Source organism: Ohtaekwangia koreensis (assembly GCF_900167975.1).
GTDB classification, from domain to species: Bacteria; Bacteroidota; Bacteroidia; order Cytophagales; family Cyclobacteriaceae; genus Ohtaekwangia; species Ohtaekwangia koreensis.
This window is the reverse complement of record NZ_FUZU01000001.1, coordinates 3228928-3248596: the sequence shown is the minus strand read 5'-3', so window position 1 is coordinate 3248596 and position 19669 is coordinate 3228928. Positions and strand designations below refer to the sequence as shown.

Genomic DNA, 19669 nt, shown 5'->3' with positions numbered 1-19669 from the left:
GTACCTATACGGTTCGGGTTACAGACAACACATCTCCAGGAGCCAGCTGCGAGTCGGTTGCTACCTTTACGATTACGGATGATCTTCCTGTGATCGCTATAGATGCTTCCGATCTTACGTTAACGCATCAGGCGGATTGTAATCCAGCAGATGGTTCAGCGCAGGTTACTGATATTATAGTTGATGCGGCTGCGCTTGGCAGTACAGCAGGCTATACTTTTGCGTGGTATGAAAGTGATGGCACTACGGTGATCGCTTCATCGGGTACAGGTGCTACGATTGGAGTAGATATAGCATCGGGTGATTACTTCGTTCGTGCTACCAACACAGCATCGAACTGTAGCTCATCGATCACACCATTTACTATAAATGATATACATGTTGATCCGACTGTTGTTGTAGTTCAGAATTCACCGAACATAGCTTGTAATACGAGCTATACCGGGCAGCTTTCAGCATCGGTTACAGAAGGTACAACCACGGGTGTAACAGCCGGTTATCTTTTCGAGTGGTTTACAGGTGTGAACAATACCAATCCTGCAAATTTTGTGAGCGCTGGTGCAACGTTGGCCAACGCACAGGATGGTGACTATACGGTTCGTGTAACGGATATAACTTCTTCCGGAAATGGATGTATAGGCATGGCTACATATTACCTGGAGAGAGCAATCCCTGTGCTTAACAGTGTTGTTACAACAACGCCACAAACTCAGTGTGCTCCAACATTGGATGGTTCTATTGTAGTGAACACTATCAGGCAAGATCTGATGGGAGTGACGACAATCTTTGATATGCAGAATCCTGCACACCTTGCTAACTTCTCGTTCCAATGGTTCGATGGATTGTTGAATCCGATAACGGGCGTTACCGCAAGTCCGGTTTCACCGAATCTTACCAGTGGTATATATTATGTGCAGGTAACGAATACAATGAATTGTCAATCAGTATATACCATCGCAGAGATCGAAGATAATACAGCACCTCCGGCTATTACGTTGGACGCCTTTACCAACCCGGCTATCTGTATACTTCCTGAAGTGCCCGGTATGTTAAGTGTAATTGCGGATAACAGTCCTAACTTCGGCAACTATACTTTCGAGTGGTACCAAGGTAATGCAGTAGCAGGTGTCCCTGTAGATTCAGATTTCGAACTTAATAATATAGCGTACACGGCGGCGAGTACATATACGATACGTGTTACCAACAACACCACGAATTGCTTCTCTGACGCAACCTTTAAATTCGCTACGGATACCGTTGCTGTCCAGACATTGGCTTCGTCTATACCATTGACAAGCTGTGTGACTTCAAACGGTCTTCTTTTCGCAACGACACCAAAAGGAGACGGAAGCCTCTATAGCTATGAGTGGTTTGTTGGCACGGTGATCGATAACTCGCCTGACTTTACAGGCAGCACGGTTACGACTGCACCGCTTGGATTATATACTGCTATAGCAAAGCATCCAACCATGCCGTTCTGCCCTATACTTCCTGATACCGCTTCCATAACCGATAGCAGGATTTATCCATCCGTTAATATCACGGCCACAACACCGCTTACGTATTGCGACCCTGCGAAGCTGAACGGGGCAGCGAATGCTGATGTAAATGGTCAGATCATCGGATATACTTTTGATTGGTTTGAAGGAGCGATTACAAACGGGGCACCCTACTTTACAGGAAGCGCGGCCACAAACTTGGATGCTAAAACATACTTTGTCAGGGCAACCGATGTGGTTTCAGGTTGTACAGGCAACAACAGCATCACGATAATCAGTGATCCGCTGTCTATACCAATTCCTCAAATAGTGCTGGTGTCCAATCGAACAGATTGTCAAACACCAAATGGTATACTTTCGGCTTCCGTGAACGGCAACATCACCGATTACGCTTTCCAATGGTACGATGGCAATGGTGTGAAAACCCAGCCTGATGGAACCGGTGAAGTATATTCGTTCCTCGATGCAGGTCAGTATACGGTTACAGCAGTAGACGAAATCTCGGGCTGTCCTTCAGCTCCGGTTGTCGAAACTGTACAAGCTATATATGTTCTTCCTGAATTTATTGTGAAGACAAATCCATCTACGTGTAGTGAAGAAAATGGTGTCGCTCAATTGATCACGCTTAACAACAGTGATATACAGGTAATAGAATGGTATATCAATGGCGCGGTACTGAATGGTCCTACGATCTCGGATCTTCCATCCGGACACTACACTGTCACGGCCTTCACTGCACTTCATTGTGAAACGACTTTACCTTTTGAAGTGAAAACCGAAATCAATATTTATAATGCTGTCTCCAACAACAACGATGGTATGAACGACATCTTTGAGATTGGTTGTATTGAAAGCTACCCGAATAACAGAGTAAGGATTTTCAATCGTGCCGGAACGCTGGTCTACGAACACAAAGGGTATAATAACCAGGATGTGTTTTTCAATGGCGTATCAAACAAAGGCATCAGCCTCTTGGGTAATGCACTTCCTGATGGAACGTACTTCTATATCATTGATAAAGGCGATGGCTCAGAAGCTAAAACCGGTTACCTCGAACTGCTGAACTAAAAAGCATATGAAAAAATTGATCCTAAGCATTGTACTTGTCGGAATCATAGTGATTCCGGCAAAACTTTGTGCTCAACATAACATCGTCTATTCACAGTACATCTTTAATGGGTTGCTCATTAACCCTGCCTATGCGGGAAGCCATGTACAGCTCAGCAGTACATTAACATACCGCAATCAGTGGATCAACTTTGAAGGTGCGCCTGAAACGGCAACCTTCGGTATTCACTCCGCCTTCAAAAAAGAGCGTGTAGGCCTCGGGTTGCTTGTAACCAATGATAAGATCGGCAGCTACCGAAATACCGGAGTGTATGGAAGCTACGCCTATATCATCAAGCGGCCCGGTGGTGGTGTGCTTTCATTGGGTGTTCAGGGTGGATTCAATAATTTCAAAGCTGACTTCACTGAACTTAATCTGAAGGCTGATGCCGACCCGATCTTCAATGGATTTTTCAACGAATTAAGACCGAACTTTGGTGGTGGTATATTTTACTATAACAAAAAAATGTTTGCAGGTTTTTCAGTCCCTACAATTTTAAAGCATGCCGATTTCTTTAATGGCTCCTTTGAACAGCTCGCTTTGCCACGGGTATATTACCTGAATGCAGGAACAACTTTCCCGATCGATCGGATGGAAAAAGTGAAAGTAAGTCCTTCTTTTCTCTTGCGTGTACAAGAGGGGACTCCACTGAGTGCGGACATAAATCTGAACGTTATTTTCTATGATCAAATCAGTATCGGAAATTCATACAGAACCGGTGACGCCATTGTAACCTTCGTCAGTTTTAAGCTTAGCGAGAAATTTCATTTTGTGTACTCATACGACTGGACCACTTCGGCCATAGGAAGTTACTCAAAGGGAACACATGAGTTTACGATCAACTTCAGAACCAGGATCCGGAATGTTCACAAGGATGTTGACTGCCCTTATTTCTATAGCCACTAATTTTTATAACCAGAAATTCCTGCCGTACGCATACCGGATACCTTATCGGGTATACCCAGAGGATGGTATTTACGTTTGACACCATCCCATTTATTCATGTTTGGGGAATAAAAGAGTTGACCAACGTTCACTATATCTGATTCCGATACAGGTTTCACAGGCATAAGTTTTTAAGTACTTCATAAATTTTGATTCTCAAATTATATGGAAGTCTATAACAAAGCAGTGCAGGTAGGTTCTTTGAAGTTGGAAATTGCCATATCAGACAGGTCCAATACAATTTTATACCAATCTCCGGAAGAGCACGAGGCGTCATTAGCCTGTCCATATTTTATTAATCTTACTGCCCGTGATGAAAATGATAAGCGCATCTGGCAGACACCGGTTATGGACGACCACGGTGAGATTAGATATTACTCCTCGGTATACGAAGCCATTGAAGATGCCAAAAGCAAACTAGGAGATGCAGGGGATGAGATCGAGTATAACTTGCCTGGAAGCTCGAAGGAACTTCAGATATTATTAATCGAAGATATAGTAGAAGACATGGAACTGATGTGCATGACCCTTCGAAAAGCCGGGATGAAGTTTAACATCAAACAAGTTGATACTCGGGAAGAGTTTGTTCAAGCGTTGTCGGAATATAAGGCCGATATAATTTTATCAGATCATGCCATTCCTCAATTCAATTCGCTGGAGGCATTATCGTTGGCGCGAAAAGTAAATGCCAAGGTTCCCTTCATCATTGTCAGTGGTGGCGTCTCTGAAACCATGGCTGTCAATTGCATTCAACAAGGTGCTAGTGACTATGTATTAAAATCTGATCTATATAGGCTTCCATTGGCCATCCAAAAAGCTTTACACGCAGCCGATATAACATCGGCTACCCGTGAAGAGTTATTGCTCAAGGTTGAAGAACTCAGCGAGACCAATAACCAACTCGAACATATGCTTTATGGTGTAGCACACAATCTCAGATCACCCCTTAATTCGGTATTGGGGCTTTTGAACCTGGCCAGACATGAAGGAGAATCATTGAGTAAAAACATGTCGCATTATTTTCAGATGATGGAAGATAGTATCCGAAAATTGGATACCTCTGTAAATGATTTATTGAAGTATGCCAAGAACGCCAAGAAGGAAGTAAGCATTGAGAAAATTGACTTCAAGAAAGTCATACAGGAGGGGCTTGAACAAATGCGGTTCATGAAGGGATTTGACCGCATACAACCTAAAGTGGAAATTAATCAATCGAGTTTGTTTTACTCGGATGCTTATCGGGTATCCAGTATCCTGCACAACCTGATCTCGAATGCAATCAAGTATATGGATTACTCAAAGGCTGATTCTTTCATCAAAGTTGCCATTGAAGTAACCAAACAAAAAGTTGATATTGAATTTACCGATAATGGTATAGGTATAAACAAAACCTATCTTTCCAAAGTGTTTACTATGTTTTATAGAGCGACCTCACAAAATGATGGAACAGGACTTGGACTTTACCTGGTGAACGATACGGTCCAAAAGATGGGCGGAACAATCAGCATCGAATCACAGGAAGGAGAGGGCACTTCGTTTCATATTACGTTGCCCAACCATTACTCAACGGCGCTCAGTTAGAGCTTTCATGCCGTAACTTTTTCATTCGACTCTCTTACATTTCGATGGCTATAATCTTGAGTATGTTTCCTGGTTATCCGGAATAATATATATTGCCGGTCTAACTATATCGCTTTATGAAAATCCTGGTCTGTGACGATGATGATGTTGTGCTGAAAATAATCAAGCTCACGTTGCAGAATGCCGGTATGGAACCTTATCTGGCAAACGATGGGCGGCAAGCTCTGAAGCACCTGCATGAAAACGAGCATTTCGATCTGATTATAACAGACATTCATATGCCTTATCATAATGGAGATGAGATACTTAAATTGGTCAGGGAAGAGCAACAAAAGAAGACTCCAATCATTATGCTTTCTTCCGATGGAGAAGAGGAAGTAATCGCACTCGCACTAAAGCTCGGTGTAAATGAGTTTATTAAAAAACCACTCGATCCTGATGTACTGATGAAGAAAGTGAAAAAGCTGCTTCGGTAACGTAAATATTTGTTGTCAAAAAATAGTATTAAACGGATTCCTCTTCCTTTTGTGTGAGGATTCTCTCTTTCTTAATGTCAATACGAAGAAAGGCGTACAGGCTCATATAAATATTGGCAATCCATACCAGTGCGAAACCAGCAATCAAATAACCACGCCAGTCATGGAGCAGCAATGTATAGCGCGTTATCACCAACATTAGGATAGTTACGTAGTGGCTGAAGCAATACTCGCAGGTAAACAGATAAAAAAATTTTCGCTGCATCAACGTTTTGCAATCTTTGCTACGCCGTACGCAATATTCGCGAGGCTCTTTAAACACTTCCTCGTGCGTAACAGTCCATGCGATACATGCAATCGGAATGGCAAGTACGAAAAGCCAGATAATTTGTTCGTGTAATTCCATAATCCAGAAAGTTCAGATTATTCTATAAAATCCCTTGCCAGGTATCCGAATATTTCAATCGTACCATTTGCAAAGAGCAGTCTTCAGGGTAAACAAGCCAATAGTCCGTCTATACTATATAATTCAGATTACATGAAGCGCATACTTGTTGTTTTGTTAACGGGGTTGACCTTTTTGGTTTCCGGCAATATAAAGGCGCAATCACAAAAAGATATAGTTGCTGTATTACGTAATCATATACTTGATGAAGCAGGCCGTGCGCTGAAAGAAGAACCCGTTACCATAACGACTGCAGCCAGCGACCGAAGCGCAGGAGGGAAGCATGACTTTTACTCTGAAGGTGATTACTGGTGGCCTGATCCTCAGAACCCGGAAGGTCCCTATATTCAGCGCGATGGCATGACCAACCCGGATAATTTTGTGGCGCACCGAAAGGCGTTGATCCGGTTTAGCAGGATTATCGGGTGCCTTGCTTCCGCTTATAAAGTTACTCAGGACGATGCGTATGTAAAGCATGCTATGGCACATCTCAATGCATGGTTTGCCGATACTGCTACGATGATGAATCCATCGCTTCTTTATGCACAGGCTATAAAGGGAAGACATACAGGACGTGGTATAGGAATCATCGACACCATTCATCTCATGGAAGTCGTGGAAGGTATATCTGTGATGGAGCCCTCCGGAGCGATGAATAAAACGGTGCTGGCGGCAATCCGTAAATGGTTCGGACTATATATACAATGGCTTACCACACATCCCTATGGGAAGGATGAGATGAATGCCGAGAATAATCATGGCACGTGTTGGGTGATGCAAGTGGCTGCGTTTGCAAAGTTTACAGGCAATAAAGATGTTCTGCAGTTTTGCAGGGACCGCTATAAAAATGTTTTACTCCCTAACCAAATGGCTGTTGATGGAAGCTTCCCGCGCGAACTCAAGCGGACCAAACCTTATGGCTACTCGCTTTTTAACCTGGATGCGATGGTAATGGTTTGTCAGATTCTTTCCGATTCGAAAAATGATTTATGGAATTACAAGACTCCCGATGGGAAGTGTATACGAAAAGGGATTGAGTTTCTGTATCCTTACGTGAAAGAGAAGAGTACATGGCCCTATGCAAAAGATGTTATGTATTGGGATGAATGGCCGGTGGCTCATCTGTTTCTGGTAATGGGCGCATATGCATTTCATCAAAACAATTGGTTTGAAACCTGGAAGAGCCTGGATCACGATCCATCCGTAGAAGAAGTCTTACGAAATCTCCCGGTACGAAATCCGATACTATGGCTGGCCGTTGAAATATAGCTGTGAGGGAAATTGAATACAGATGGCTGCAGAATAATTGATTACTTTTGAGGATATAATTTGAACCATAAACAATCCTCAATATGAAAATGGTCAGCAGGCCGATCGGAAGTGGTTACGTAAAAATTACTTTTTACTCAAATGACGAGTGGCAGGAATTTCTTGAGGTACAAAAAATGATGGGGACGCTCGATGTAAGCACATTGGAAGTTTCAGATGTGAAGGATATCCGTGACGGCTTTATTTCACGGTGGAGAAACTATACCCAACGCTTCTATAGCGAGACAAGTCCACACACATTTATAATTGAAGAATAATATAGATCGATTGAAGCTTAAAGTAAGAGAGATATAGCGATCATCTTCTCAGTATATACAAGGGCAGGACGCAATATCGTCCTGCTCTTGTATTTATACAGTATTTTTACTTTTCTGACAAGGCGTTCATCTTGAGTGCATAGTCACGAATGATGAGGTTGGTTGTAGAGTCACGATCATATACCGAATACCAACCTTGTGTTTCATGTGGCGGATCACCAATGAAATCATCATTCGCCTTCCACATGCAGGCAGGTTGTCGCGGGCGACCTTCACCACCCCAGGCCCAGAAATTACAACCGGCAACAACGCTGTTTGGCTCGCTGGACTTTCGATATATACCTTCAAAGATGGAAGCGTAATATTTATCACGGATGGCAACACTGGAAGCTGCATCATGACTGTTGCTGTCACGTGATATACCGAATTCCTCCAGCACCAATGGCTTATTTAGTTTCCGGGCAACAGCCTCATGCTGATCCAGGTAATTCAACGCATAGGTCACGGCAGAATCATAAGTTTCTGCTGCACGGAGTGGATTATATATATCCCAGTTCTGTACCCATATATGAATGGTCATGTAGTCTATGTTGCTGAAGCTATGATCTTTTTCAGGATCAGTACCCGAGTACGGTGACGATGTTGTTCCTTCGCTGCCAGTGGTCACCAGATGATTGTTGTCCAATTGCTTAATGAGGCCGGCCGTATTTTCAATCCATTTTCGATAAGCATCTGTATGACTAAGGCCACGCGGCTCATTGCAAAGTTGCCAGGCCATAATGGTTGGATCATTTTTATACTCGATGTTGGAGTATGCGTTCTTACGATTTACTATATACGTAATGTGATTGTTGAGCATTGTTACGGCCTGCTGATTTGAATAAAAGTCCGCCACAAATTCCTGATAGCGCCCCCAGTCGCCTCCGGGATGCGGCGGTGGATACGGAATTGAATCTGCTGCATGCGTCCATACTATATATTGCCCCATACCACCAGACCAGTTCCAGAAATTTGAAAGGCAAACTATAGCATACATATTTCTCAGCTTCATTTCATGCAGTAAGAAATCAAGTCCATCAACAACTTCTTCGTTATATATTCCGGGTGCAGTCTGCAGTGCAGGCACCATGCGGTATGGTTCAGAATCCGGACCTTCACTTGCGGCCATGATGCGCAGGTTGTTAATTCCCATAGCCTTCAGACGATCAAGTTCGCGAATCAATCTTTCGCGGTCACCACCGGCTCCCTTCGATCCAAGATTTAGTCCATACCAGAAATTAGTGCCGAGGTAGTGATACTCTTTTGTTCCGATCTTAAAGTGCGTTCCTTCTGTTGTTACAAAATTTTCATTCTGCTTACAAGCCGATGATAAGGCGAGCAGGGTTGCCAGCAGAAGCCAATGATTAATTTTCATACATATATAGCGTTTGGTTGTGACGATAAAAATAAAGATACCGTTCCTCCCGTCAGGATTAATATTGTACAAAAGACAGGGGGTAAATATTTCAAATAATGAAACTTCAATCAACTTCCAATATGCAAGCGGCTCGGTGTATATTGTTTATCATCTCGGAAATAGATAGATTGTAGTAAGCTTTTATGATCTTTATCCTCGAAGCCGGAGAATACATCAAAAATTTAAAATTCTGAAATTTCAGCCAGGTTTTTCTTTTCATGCATTTCTCACCGATTAATTACCGATATTTCACAATACTTCTAACTTTGTGCCGACAAAATCGACCATATGCTATTGGATTTTGAGAAGCCTATTGCGGAGTTGGAATCAAAACTGGGAGACATGAAAGGTTTGGCCAGCGACAGCGATAAGGAAGTACAAGCTGCAGTGAAAGCACTCGAAAAGAAAATTCTTGATTTAAAGAAAGAGACTTTCGAGAATCTTACAGGCTGGCAACGTGTTCAACTTTCGCGTCATCCCGACAGACCGTATACTCTTGATTATATCTATGAGATCACTACTGATTTTATCGAGCTGCACGGTGACCGTACTGTGTCCGATGATAAGGCGATGGTAGGAGGATTAGGTACTATTGATGGCCAGACGTTCATGTTGATCGGCCAACAAAAAGGACGTAATACCAAGCAACGTCAGTTGCGTAACTTCGGCATGGCCAACCCCGAAGGCTATCGTAAGGCACTTCGCCTCATGAAGATAGCAGAGAAATTCAACAAGCCGATAGTAACTTTTATAGATACACCTGGAGCATTTCCAGGATTGGAAGCTGAAGAGCGCGGACAAGGTGAAGCTATTGCACGCAACCTGAAAGAAATGTTTGGGTTAACGGTACCCGTAATCTGTATTGTTATAGGTGAAGGTGCTTCCGGTGGTGCACTCGGTATAGCCATTGGTGACCGTGTACTCATGTTGGAGAACTCCTGGTACTCAGTGATCTCTCCGGAGAACTGCTCTACTATATTGTGGAGAACCTGGGATTTTAAAGAACAAGCCGCTGAGCTATTGAAGCTTACCGCTAAAGATATGCGATCACTAAACCTGATCGATGGTATTATCAAGGAGCCTCTTGGTGGTGCACATACGGATGTGAAGTGGATGGCACAGGAAATAAAAAGAGTTATACTTGAAACAACCAAAGAACTTTCGCAGATCGATTCTGACAAACGCATCGAACAGCGTATCGATAAGTTCTGTAGTATGGGTGTAGTGAAAGAATAGAATTCATAGACATTCAAGAATATATAAGGCTGCCCGGTATAGGCAGCCTTTCTTTTTTATAAAAATCCCAATACCTTAAGCGCCTGGCAAAACAACTTTATAATTTTTAGAATGAAGCTACATGTAATCAATACCGGTTTCTTTAAACTCGATGGCGGAGCCATGTTTGGTGTGGTGCCTAAATCAATCTGGCAAAAGACAAACCCTGCTGATACGAATAATCTTTGTTCGTGGGCGATGCGTTGTCTGCTCATCGAAGATGATGGCAAATTGATATTGATCGACAATGGAATCGGAGACAAGCAGGATGCAAAGTTCTTCAGTCATTACTATTTGCATGGTGATGATACGCTATCAAAATCGTTACGCACCACTGGTTTTTCAGAGAAGGATATAACCGATATGTTTCTGACGCACCTTCATTTTGATCATTGTGGGGGTGGAGTTCGCTATGAAAATGCTAAACTTGAATTGGTTTTTAAGAATGCCTTGTACTGGTCGAATGCAGAGCACTGGTTATGGGCTACCAAACCAAACCCACGGGAGAAGGCGAGCTTCATTAAAGAGAACATTTTGCCTATGGAGCAGAGTGGTAACCTTCGTTTTATAGACCAGGGTATATCTCCGTTTCCACAGTTTGATATTCACTATGTATCGGGTCATACAGACAAAATGATGATTCCGAAAATAAAGTATAAGGATAAAGTTATTTGCTACGTGGCCGATCTGTTGCCATCAGTGGGACATATACCTTTGCCTTATGTGATGGGCTACGACACACGTCCGCTGTTGACACTCGAAGAAAAAGAAAAATTCCTCAACGAAGCTGCCGACAATGGATATATACTTTTTCTGGAACACGATCCGATACATGAATGCTGCACGGTTAAACGTACAGACAAGGGTGTACGCCTGGATCAGACTTTTTTATTAGCTGAAATACTTTAATGACTATGAAGATTGGTATAGTACTTTCCGGAGGTGGTGCGCGTGGTATTTCGCACATCGGAGTATTAAAAGCACTCGAAGAATTTGGCATCACTGCAAATTGTCTTGCCGGTACCAGTGCAGGCTCTATTGTTGGTTCGCTCTACGCGTATGGGTATAAGCCTGATAAAATTCTTGAGATCGTGCTGGCAACGAGTCTCTTCAAATCCATGCGCCCGGCCTGGACGTTGACTGGTTTGTTAACACTTGATGGCTTGCGCGATGTGCTGTTGAAATATATACCTGAGAATTCGTTTGAATCACTGAAGGTACCTATGACGATCGCTGCTACGGACATACGGAAAGGAAAAGGAGTATATTTCACCAAAGGTGAATTGATTCCTGCGATCTTATCCTCATGTTGTGTGCCTGCTGTTTTTAATCCCATACAGTTTCAGGAATGTACATTCGTAGATGGAGGTATAGTTGATAATCTGCCTGCGGCATCGATCCGCTCGCAATGTGATTTTCTGATTGGCTCTCATTGCAATCATATATCGGAAGATGTAGATGTCAAGAATTTCCGTACCGTTATCGAACGAAGTTTGTTGATTGCCATCAACGGAAACACGACCGTGAGTAAAAGTCTTTGTGATGTATTAATCGAGCCTCCGGATGTAGGAAAGGTGAGTGGCTTTGATTTGAGTAAAGCCAAAGACCTCTTCGAGATCGGGTATCAGTTTACCAAGACGCATTTCAAACCTGAGGACTTCCGCAACTATGACAAGGCAGCTGAGTTTTAAAGAAGCTATACTGCAAGGTATACCAGATGAATTACCCCCTGCGCGGCCGTTCGATGCGACAGCCAACCACGCGCCCAGGAGGAAAGATATACTCTCCACAGAAGAAAAGAAGCTGGCTATACGCAATGCACTCCGATACTTTCCGGCCAGGCATCATGAGGTGCTCGCACCCGAGTTTTACGATGAACTGGTGAAGTTCGGGCGTATCTATATGTATAGATACCGCCCGGAGTATGAAATATACGCGCGGCCTATCGAAGAATATCCGCATCAGTCGTTGCAGGCAGCAGCGATCATGTTGATGATCCAGAATAACCTTGATCCTGCCGTAGCCCAGCATCCACATGAATTAATAACGTACGGTGGTAATGGTGCAGTCTTTCAGAATTGGGCGCAGTACCTGCTCACGATGAAATACCTGGCGCAACTTACAGAAGAGCAAACGCTGCATATGTACTCTGGTCATCCCATGGGTATATTTCCTTCTTCGAAGGAAGCGCCGCGTTGTGTTGTTACCAACGGTATGATGATTCCAAACTACTCCAGCCAGGATGATTGGGAACGATATAATGCTCTTGGCGTTACGCAATACGGCCAGATGACGGCAGGCTCCTACATGTATATCGGTCCTCAGGGAATTGTACACGGAACGACGATAACCATTTTGAATGCAGGTCGCATGCTGAGCAAAGCAGGTGAGGGACTAGCGGGTAAACTGTTTGTAACCTCAGGACTGGGGGGCATGAGTGGCGCGCAACCCAAGGCGGGCAATATAGCAGGATGTATTACCGTAGTGGCGGAAGTAAACTCCAAGGCCACGCAGAAGCGGCATCAGCAGGGCTGGGTAGACGAGGCTATTGATGACTTGGATAAACTTGTAGTACGCGTACGTGAAGCAAAGGAAAAGAAGCAGGTTGTTTCCATTGCATATCAAGGTAATATAGTAGATGTATGGGAGAAGTTTGATGCTGAAGATATATACATCGACCTGGGCTCCGATCAAACTTCACTGCACAACCCCTGGGCTGGTGGTTATTACCCTGCGGGATTAAGTTTTGAAGCCTCAAATGAATTGATGGCTACTAATCCGGAGATCTTTAAACAACGGGTAAAGGAATCGCTGCAGCGTCATGCGCATGCCATCAATAAACATACCGCGCGCGGCACGTACTTCTTTGATTACGGCAATGCCTTTCTGCTGGAGGCCTCACGTGCCGGTGCTGCTATATGGGCAGACGATGGTTTAAATTTCCGTTACCCTTCGTACGTACAGGACATCATGGGGCCGTTGTGTTTCGATTACGGCTTTGGTCCGTTCCGTTGGGTATGTACTTCCGGGACGGATGACGATCTGGAGTATACCGACAAAATCGCCAGGCGTGTACTTGAAGATCTCCTTGTGAATGCTCCCGCAGATATACATCCGCAGTTGCAGGATAATATACAATGGATCGCACAGGCGAAAACAAATAAACTGGTGGTGGGGTCGAAAGCACGAATACTATATGCTGACACCGAAGGACGTATAGCGATCGCGCAAGCATTCAATGAAGCAATCCGTGCCGGAAAAATTGGCCCAGTAGTCTTAGGTCGTGATCATCATGATGTTTCCGGAACAGATAGCCCCTATAGAGAAACTTCCAATATATATGATGGTTCCAGGTTTACGGCCGATATGGCGATCCATAATGTTATCGGAGATTCGTTCCGCGGTGCAACGTGGGTGTCTATTCACAACGGTGGGGGTGTGGGCTGGGGTGAAGTAATCAATGGCGGCTTTGGAATGTTACTGGATGGAAGTGACGATGCTGATCGTAAACTTAAAAATATGCTATACTTTGATGTTACCAATGGTATAGCAAGAAGGGCATGGGCACGCAATGATCATGCCGTGGCAACGGTTACACGTGCCTTGAAGAATCAACCCGACCTGTCTGTTACACTTCCTAACGAAGTTAGTGGCACTTTGTTAGACAATCTGATACCTTAAACCTATTTATACTTTTATCGTTTGAATGTTTGTTTAAAATTTGCGCCACTAACAATCAAACGCTTATGAAAAAACTATTAACAATTCTATTATCGCTTGGAGCTTTTATGTCCACCGTGTATGCACAAACATCACAAGGAAATTTATCTTTTGGTGGTGCTATAGGATATACCTCTGAGACAGAAGAAGATGGAGGAGAGGATGATAAAACTTCTCAATTCAGATTTGCTCCCAGTGTAAGCTACTTCATTGCTGATAACCTGGCTATTGGTGCTGATCTTTCACTTGTTACACAAAAAAGAGATGATGGATTTGGTGGAGATGACAAGTATACTGAAATCGCTGTTGGTCCTTTGGTTCGCTATTACATGTTTACTTCAAATGATAAGTTTGCTTTTTATGGTCAGGCCGGATTTCGTTTTGGTTCCGGTAAATATGAACCAGATGGTTTAGATGAGACCAAATCAAGCTCTTTTGATTTATATATATCACCTGGTTTTTCATATTTCTTCAATGAGCACTGGGCTCTTGATTTGCAATTACAGGGAATATCATACAGAACGGAAGATCCAAATACGGATGGAGATGCTGATGATGACAAGACTAAAACCTTCACCTTTGGTGTAGATTCTTTCAATCCATCCCTGGGCTTCCGATATTTTTTGGGCAACTAAAACATTAACCTCGGTTAAATAGCTAAAAACCTCTGCCAATGGCAGAGGTTTTTCTTTATAGGCACTATCTTTGAGCATCATGGATTAAACCAATTCATATGAAAAACAACCAAATGAAATTTGTGATGATTGCAGCGCTCGTGCTTCTGAGCACAGGTGTGTTTGCACAAACCCAGTTTGCCGTTGGGATCAAAGCCGGCCCTAACTTCGCAAATTTAAATAGAGATGAAAGTCCCGGGGAGAACTATAAAAACAGAACGGGTTTTCATGCGGGGGCATTTGCCCTTATTAAAATATCGAAGATAGGTATACAGCCTGAAGTTGTTTTTTCTCAACAAGGCTCTACCTTCAAGTATAGTGGTAGTCGGGATCTGAAATCCAATTTCAGCTATGTAAACATTCCTATCATGATCAAGCTATATACTGTAGCAGGTATCAATATTCAAGCTGGTCCTCAATTCGGTATTCTAACATCTGCAAAGGAAGAAGATTACAATGTTACAACCGGCAAGATCACCGAAGACAATATTAAAGATGATATGAAAAAATCAGATGTGAGTCTTTCATTAGGTTTAGGCTGGGATTTACCATTTGGTTTATCGATCGATGGAAGGTATAACTGGGGATTGTCAGATATCAACTCTGGTGCTTCTGCATCCAGTATCAAGAATCAAGTATGGCAATTTTCTGTTGGATATAAGTTGTTCAAAATCGGAAAATAAATTTCTATAGTATAAAAGAAAAGCCGCTTCATAAGCGGCTTTTCTTTTATATAGTAAGAAGACCCCGTGTATAGCATCTACTACACCACCTTGATCAGATAGTAATTTTTCTTTCCTTTCTGCGCCAGCAAGTATTTGCCATATAGTAAATCGCCAGCGGTAAGTTTTCGTTCGAGGTTTATTTTTTCTTTATTTATACTTACGCCATTTCCTTGTATTGCTTTCCGGGCTTCGCCTTTAGAAGTATATACTTGTGTTTTTTCTCCTAAAAGACCTATAGGATCAACAGCCTCGTCAAAAAGACTTTTACTGATCTGAAAAGTTATACTCTCATCGAAAGCATCTTCAATCTCTTCTGCCGACAATTTTTTAAAATCTTCAAACGAAGATCCAAAGAGAATGCTGGTAGTGTCCTGTGCTCTTTTTAATTGTTCGAGTCCATGAACTCGGATCGTTATATCTTCTGCAAGTGCTTTTTGAAGAGTGCCTGTGCGCGTACTGTTTTCAAGTTCGAGTGCTTCAATTTCCTCTTTACTCTTTAAAGAGAAGATACGTATAAAGTTAGGCGCATCAGCATCCGATACATTCAACCAGTATTGATAGAATTTATAGGGCGAAGTTTTTTTAGGATCAAGCCACACGTTACCACCTTCCGTTTTACCGAACTTGGTGCCGTCTGCTTTTGTAATGAGCTTCGTTGTCAAAGCAAAAGCATTTCCATCTGACTTTCTTCGAATCAGTTCTGTACCGGTAACAATGTTACCCCACTGATCGGAGCCACCCATTTGAAGTTTGCAATTTTTGTTTTCGTATAGCCAATAAAAATCGTAACCCTGCACAAGCTGATACGTGAATTCAGTAAAGGAAAGTCCAGTCTCCAGGCGTTTCTTTACAGAGTCTTTGGCCATCATATAGTTGACGGTGATATGCTTGCCTATATCGCGGATGAAATCAAGTAGTTTGAAATCCTTGAACCAGTCGTAGTTATTTACCAGTTCAGCGCCGCTTGCTCCGCTAAAGTCAAGAAAGCTTTCTAACTGCTTCCGAACACAGGCTACATTATGTTGAAGTATTTCTTCCGACAGGAGATTACGCTCGGCAGATTTCCCGGAAGGATCACCTACCATCCCCGTAGCTCCACCCACCAGTGCTACAGGTTTATGTCCGCAACGTTGAAAGTGCACTAAGGTCATAATCTGAACAAGGTGTCCGATGTGAAGTGAGTCAGCAGTCGGGTCAAAGCCGATATAGCCGGCAGTAACTTCTTTATTCAATTGATCTTCAGTACCCGGCATAACGTCGTGTACCATTCCGCGCCAGCGCAGTTCTTCTACAAAATTCTTTTCCATTTGCGTACAGTGGCCGCAAATATAGGGTAGTGTGTGTTAGCTTTCAAAAAACAGGGCCTAATGTTGAATCAACATAGGCCCTGACAATGCGAATAAAAAGTTATTTGTTAATCCATCAGATAGCGATAGATCGGATCGAGTTCATGCGTATGATCCATACTGCAAACCTGATCGAGCAAACCATTTTCAATATGATATACCCATCCCAGGATCGTTGGGCGCTGCTCTTGCTTCCACGCACGCTGAACGATTGAAGTCTTCGCGAGGTTATTACATTGCTCGATTACGCTTAATTCTACGAGACGGTCAGTACGTCTGTCTATATTCTCGATCTTCTCCAACTCATCGCGGTTATGGCGATAGGTGTCTTTGATGGCACGAAGCCACTTGTCGATCAATCCATATTCGTTGTTGGTCATTGCAGCACGTACACCGCCACAACCATAGTGACCGCAGACAATAATTGTTTTTACCTTCAAAACCTGCACCGCATATTGTAGTACACTTAATAAGTTAAGATCAGTAGGTACAACCAGGTTGGCAATGTTGCGATGTACAAATATATCTCCGGGCTCTGTACCTGTTACTTCATTTGCAGGCACCCGGCTATCGGAACATCCTATCCATAGAAACTCCGGAGTTTGTACATGCAGGTGTCTTTTAAAAAAATCCTTATCGTATTTTAAACGCTCTTGCGCCCATGCTCTGTTTTGTAATATTAGTTTTTCGTGTGATTCCATGTGATGTAATTAGTTTTCTTTTCGGAAAAATTCGCTTGATGATGAGAAACTTTTTTTCAATTCTACCTGGATGTTCCGGCTCGGAGCATTCAGTATAAAATCCTGGATGGTCTCAATTATATCCGAATCTATAAATTGAGAATTTCCTCCATCGATGATGAGGTTAGCGCCTTGAGGTATACGCTCAAATGTTCGGCGCAAAACCGCTTTATTTAAAAACGATACATCTTTGTTAAGACGCAACAGGTAATTATCGCCATGCTTTACGATGGAGATTGCTTCGTGGAAATTACTTTTAAGCACGAAGAATAAACCTACCGCTATACCTATAAATATACCGATCAGCAGATTGGTTAACAGGATGGCGATGATGGTTATCAGGAATGGTAGGAATTGATCCCAACCCTTTCTGAACATCTCTCGGTAAAGTGATGGCTTGGTAAGTTTATATCCTGTGATCAGAAGGATCCCAGCCAATGCTGAAAATGGAATCAAGTTTAATACACGGGGAATAAAAACTACTGCAGTCAGCAACATAATACCATGGAGAACAGCAGAGAGCTTTGTGCGGGCCCCGGCATTAATGTTGGCCGATGATCGTACAATTACTGCCGTGATGGGCAATCCACCAATCAGTCCCGAAACAAAGTTTCCGATTCCTTGTGATCTTAACTCACGGTTAAGCGGTGTGATGCGTTTGAATTCATCAAGTTTGTCGCAGGCTTCTATACTTAATAAACTCTCAAGACTCGCTACCAAGGCAATTGTGATGGCTGTAATATATATCTTGGAATTTCCCATTTGTGAGAAATCCGGGAAAGAAAATAACCCTAAAAAGTCTGAAAAATCTTTAGACACTGGTAATGTAACCAGGTGTTCTTCCTGGATTGTAAGAGCCGGACTTACTGATTTAAAAATTTGGCTCAGTATAATTGCCAGAGCAACCGCTACTAACGGACCGGGTATAAATTGAAAGAACTTATGTTTTTTCAATGCAGGTTTATCCCATATAATCAGGATTGCAATGGATACTATACATATAATAATGGCGCCAGGCGAAAGGTAATTCAAGGCCGACAATATCTCTGTAAAAGTATTTTCTCCATCAGACTGAAAAAAGGATTCATCTCCTTCGTAATCTTTATCGTATCCCAATGCATGAGGAATTTGCTTGAGGATCAAAATCAACCCGATAGCAGAGAGCATGCCCTTGATTACGCTGACAGGAAAAAAATGTCCGATGGATCCTGCGCGCAAAAGCCCTAGTGTAAATTGAAGTATACCTGCCAATACTACGGCCACAAGGAATACCGGGTAAGAACCAAGATCATGAATGGCGGTAATTACGATGGCGGTTAGACCGGCTGCGGGTCCGCTCACACTCAGGTTGGAGCCACTCAGTGAACCAATCACGACTCCACCTACAACCCCTGCAATGATACCAGACAGTAACGGCGCACCAGAAGCCAGCGCAATACCCAGACACAACGGTAGTGCTACCAGGAAGACAACAACACTGGCCGGCAGATCGTATTTTAAATTCCCCAAAGGGTTTGAAACATTTCGCATTTGAAAAAATAATAAATTAATAAAATATATACTTCTGTGCGCCCAACACAATCGAGCAGACAAGATCATTCCCTTGTAAGAGAACAAAACTTTGTAAAATTTAAACGAGTATAAATGACATTAAGCCGATCAGGCTTTAGGGGGAGGAGTAACCATTTCCTGGCTACGCTTCAAAAGTTTTGCGCCACTGTTAACCCAATGAGTCTTTTCAGTGATGATCACTGCCAGTGATTCGATGTTGTGGTGTATAAAAAGAAGATCTATTTCATTTGTAACAGAGTGGCCTTCTTCGGCATTGTTGGCACCGGCAATATCTTTCTCTTCTTCATTGGCGGCACCGGCTATGAGTTTGGCGATGTTCTCTACCATCTTACGATCTTGCAATAACCGAAGCGCTTCCACTTCCGCCAGAAAGAGATTCATATTGAAAAAGATCGCCACTGTGAACAGTGTCATCACTTTCTTGATCAGTATGTTTCTGGACGATTTCATTGCGGTCAAAAATACGTTATTTTTTCAAATATGGTTTCATTTCGCGTTATTGGAACGTTAAATCGGGATCA

At 42.9% G+C, this 19669-nt stretch carries 19 protein-coding genes; 12 read left to right on the top strand and 7 right to left on the bottom strand.

Annotation, left to right across the window (positions count from 1 at the left end):
- Together B5Y40_RS12750 and B5Y40_RS12745 are read left to right on the top strand one after the other, a co-directional pair.
- A partial coding sequence (locus tag B5Y40_RS12750) for a T9SS type B sorting domain-containing protein (protein WP_143785720.1) occupies positions 1-2567 on the top strand: 2567 nt, incomplete at its 5' end.
- Positions 2568-2574: 7 nt separating this feature from the next.
- Complete coding sequence (locus B5Y40_RS12745; RefSeq protein ID WP_079687027.1) at positions 2575-3513, top strand: PorP/SprF family type IX secretion system membrane protein; 939 nt, start codon at positions 2575-2577, stop codon at positions 3511-3513.
- On the opposite strand, the gene B5Y40_RS29640 is transcribed toward B5Y40_RS12745, so the two are convergent.
- Positions 3510-3671: a hypothetical protein gene (locus B5Y40_RS29640; protein WP_159453691.1), complete on the bottom strand. Its 162-nt coding sequence runs from the start codon at positions 3669-3671 to the stop codon at positions 3510-3512. The genes B5Y40_RS12745 and B5Y40_RS29640 overlap by 4 nt on opposite strands.
- 46 nt (positions 3672-3717) lie before the next feature.
- On the opposite strand from B5Y40_RS29640, the gene B5Y40_RS12740 reads away from it, so the two are divergent.
- Both B5Y40_RS12740 and B5Y40_RS12735 read left to right on the top strand, forming a co-directional pair.
- Positions 3718-5133, top strand: a complete 1416-nt coding sequence (locus B5Y40_RS12740; protein WP_079687026.1) for an ATP-binding response regulator — start codon at positions 3718-3720, stop codon at positions 5131-5133.
- Positions 5134-5249: 116 nt separating this feature from the next.
- The gene (locus B5Y40_RS12735; protein ID WP_079687025.1) at positions 5250-5609 is read left to right on the top strand and encodes a response regulator; all 360 of its coding nucleotides are present in this window, start codon (positions 5250-5252) and stop codon (positions 5607-5609) included.
- A gap of 28 nt (positions 5610-5637) precedes the next feature.
- On the opposite strand, the gene B5Y40_RS12730 is transcribed toward B5Y40_RS12735, so the two are convergent.
- A complete protein-coding gene (locus B5Y40_RS12730; RefSeq protein WP_079687024.1) occupies positions 5638-6015 on the bottom strand; it encodes a hypothetical protein in 378 nt (125 codons plus the stop codon).
- 132 nt (positions 6016-6147) lie between these two features.
- Between B5Y40_RS12730 and B5Y40_RS12725 the strand changes: the two genes are divergently transcribed.
- Together B5Y40_RS12725 and B5Y40_RS12720 are read left to right on the top strand one after the other, a co-directional pair.
- Positions 6148-7323 carry an alginate lyase family protein gene (locus B5Y40_RS12725; RefSeq protein WP_079687023.1) on the top strand — a complete coding sequence of 392 codons (1176 nt, stop codon included), beginning with the start codon at positions 6148-6150 and terminating at the stop codon, positions 7321-7323.
- 83 nt (positions 7324-7406) lie between these two features.
- Complete coding sequence (locus B5Y40_RS12720) at positions 7407-7640, top strand: hypothetical protein (RefSeq protein WP_079687022.1); 234 nt, start codon at positions 7407-7409, stop codon at positions 7638-7640.
- Positions 7641-7746: 106 nt separating this feature from the next.
- On the opposite strand, the gene B5Y40_RS12715 is transcribed toward B5Y40_RS12720, so the two are convergent.
- Entirely contained in the window at positions 7747-9054 is a 1308-nt protein-coding gene (locus B5Y40_RS12715) for a glycoside hydrolase 5 family protein (protein WP_079687021.1), read from the bottom strand.
- A 330-nt stretch (positions 9055-9384) separates the two neighbouring features.
- Between B5Y40_RS12715 and B5Y40_RS12710 the strand changes: the two genes are divergently transcribed.
- The 6 genes from B5Y40_RS12710 to B5Y40_RS12685 all read left to right on the top strand — a co-directional run bounded on the left by B5Y40_RS12710 (position 9385) and on the right by B5Y40_RS12685 (position 15448).
- Positions 9385-10332, top strand: coding sequence for an acetyl-CoA carboxylase carboxyltransferase subunit alpha (locus B5Y40_RS12710; protein ID WP_079687020.1), 948 nt, complete (start codon positions 9385-9387; stop codon positions 10330-10332).
- A gap of 111 nt (positions 10333-10443) precedes the next feature.
- The gene (locus B5Y40_RS12705; protein WP_079687019.1) at positions 10444-11280 is read left to right on the top strand and encodes an MBL fold metallo-hydrolase; all 837 of its coding nucleotides are present in this window, start codon (positions 10444-10446) and stop codon (positions 11278-11280) included.
- On the top strand, positions 11280-12062 hold the full coding sequence (locus tag B5Y40_RS12700) for a patatin-like phospholipase family protein (protein ID WP_079687018.1): 783 nt from the start codon (positions 11280-11282) through the stop codon (positions 12060-12062). The genes B5Y40_RS12705 and B5Y40_RS12700 overlap by 1 nt, the downstream gene beginning before the upstream one ends.
- Positions 12040-14052, top strand: a complete 2013-nt coding sequence (locus B5Y40_RS12695) for a urocanate hydratase (RefSeq protein ID WP_245840530.1) — start codon at positions 12040-12042, stop codon at positions 14050-14052. The genes B5Y40_RS12700 and B5Y40_RS12695 overlap by 23 nt, the downstream gene beginning before the upstream one ends.
- 65 nt (positions 14053-14117) lie before the next feature.
- Positions 14118-14726 carry a porin family protein gene (locus B5Y40_RS12690; RefSeq protein ID WP_079687017.1) on the top strand — a complete coding sequence of 203 codons (609 nt, stop codon included), beginning with the start codon at positions 14118-14120 and terminating at the stop codon, positions 14724-14726.
- 98 nt (positions 14727-14824) lie between these two features.
- On the top strand, positions 14825-15448 hold the full coding sequence (locus tag B5Y40_RS12685) for a porin family protein (protein WP_079687016.1): 624 nt from the start codon (positions 14825-14827) through the stop codon (positions 15446-15448).
- A gap of 80 nt (positions 15449-15528) precedes the next feature.
- Here B5Y40_RS12685 and tyrS read toward each other — a convergent pair whose 3' ends face one another.
- From tyrS to B5Y40_RS12665, 4 genes are all read right to left on the bottom strand, one after another.
- Entirely contained in the window at positions 15529-16797 is a 1269-nt protein-coding gene (gene tyrS, locus B5Y40_RS12680; protein ID WP_079687015.1) for a tyrosine--tRNA ligase, read from the bottom strand.
- A 107-nt stretch (positions 16798-16904) separates the two neighbouring features.
- On the bottom strand, positions 16905-17537 hold the full coding sequence (locus B5Y40_RS12675; RefSeq protein ID WP_079687014.1) for a carbonic anhydrase: 633 nt from the start codon (positions 17535-17537) through the stop codon (positions 16905-16907).
- A gap of 9 nt (positions 17538-17546) precedes the next feature.
- Positions 17547-19085 (bottom strand): SulP family inorganic anion transporter, encoded by a 1539-nt coding sequence (locus tag B5Y40_RS12670; protein ID WP_245840529.1) that lies wholly within the window; start codon positions 19083-19085, stop codon positions 17547-17549.
- A 150-nt stretch (positions 19086-19235) separates the two neighbouring features.
- Complete coding sequence (locus B5Y40_RS12665; protein ID WP_079687012.1) at positions 19236-19598, bottom strand: hypothetical protein; 363 nt, start codon at positions 19596-19598, stop codon at positions 19236-19238.
- Positions 19599-19669: the final 71 nt, after the last annotated feature.